This is a genomic window from Micromonospora sp. NPDC049891 (assembly GCF_040660295.1).
Taxonomy (GTDB): Bacteria; Actinomycetota; Actinomycetes; order Mycobacteriales; family Micromonosporaceae; genus Micromonospora.
In genome coordinates, this window is record NZ_JBFAML010000079.1 from 1 (window position 1) to 1,360 (window position 1,360).

1 protein-coding gene is annotated in these 1,360 nt (G+C 50.2%); it reads right to left on the reverse strand.

The annotated features are described in order from the left end of the window. A partial coding sequence (locus tag AB0I71_RS32530) for a colicin-like bacteriocin tRNase domain-containing protein (RefSeq protein WP_357591198.1) occupies nt 1–763 on the reverse strand: 763 nt, incomplete at its 3' end. Nucleotides 764–1,360: the final 597 nt, after the last annotated feature.

Genomic DNA, 1,360 nt, shown 5'->3' on the forward strand with positions numbered 1-1,360 from the left:
CCACGATACCATCGTGCGTATTGCCACCCGGTTGCGTCGCTGGCAACGGTTTGGCTTCAGCATTATTTATCTCGGTAACACCGTCCACAGGTTTCGCCGTGGTTGGCGGCGCCGGCGCATTGACGCGAATATGAATATCAGGCATGCCCGGTACAATTCCTACCGTATAGACGTCCGGTCGCTTGGTGGGCTTGGCCTCCACAACCGGAACGCTCATCGGTAACGACGGTGAACGAACAACGGCTACTTTTTGCTGCCCCTCATCAACGAGGTCAGCAATACGAGCGCTGACCAGGGTTGCCGGTTGAGTGGGAAGTTGGCCCGGCGGCGTCTGAGTGACCAAATCCGCAGGGAGTGTCGTCACAATATGTCGCACCATAGACATATCATCAGGAGCGATCTTGGTTGGCGTAATGCCTTCCACGACCAATCCCCACAGACTAGTTCGCCACAATGTGCCTACCGTGGGAATACCGAGCGTTTTCACTTTGGTTATCGATTTTGTGATAAACGATTGTACCTTTTGGGATTTCAGTAGGCTGAATCCCCATGCGCCATCGAACAGTGAAAGATTGAACTGTGCCCCCACAGCGACAGACGCTTGTGCTTCCGGAAACAGGCTTAGGTTAACATTGCCGCCACTGTTGGCGGGATCCCTGTCCCCACCATTGTTGCCACCACCAGTATGCCCGCCAGTGTCCTTATCCTTGCCTCCCCATGGGTTGTTTTCTGAACTCCAGCCAGAGTGATCGGATGCATCCACACCCCCACCCAGCCCCGTCGGCCCACCATTCACCCCACCGCCAGGACCGCGGCTGTCTTTACCATCACCACCACTCATAACTCATCTCCTGTTGAAATTGCACACAAATACTGTATGCATATCCAGTTTTTAGCGAGAATTAAAGGAGTTTACAAGTCATTAACCCAGCTGGTTGTTGTGCTGTATATCAAACAAAACAGAGAGGAGGTTTGGGGTGAATGGGGTTTGAGGGCCAATGGAACGAAAACGTACGTCAAGTAGATAATTAATTGTTTAATTTGAAAATTAATGCTCCCTACTCTCCCTTCAAAATATCCTCCGGGAGTATGACTGGTTGCAGAAGCTGGAGTGGGAACGGACGCGCAGCCGGGATTAACCCACATTTGTCAGTGTGACAGCTGTCGCAGGCGGCTGCTTTTTTGTGTCACGCTTGGTATAGACGAGAATAATTATCATTTGATTGGCGGGCTTGAGAGGATGGTTTAGCATCAAACATTATATAAACACAGTGTTTGTGTGCAAAATGACAGATATCAAAAAGGAGATTTTATGGAGCATAAATGGGAAGTTATCCAAACTGACCCCTTAAACCCTACA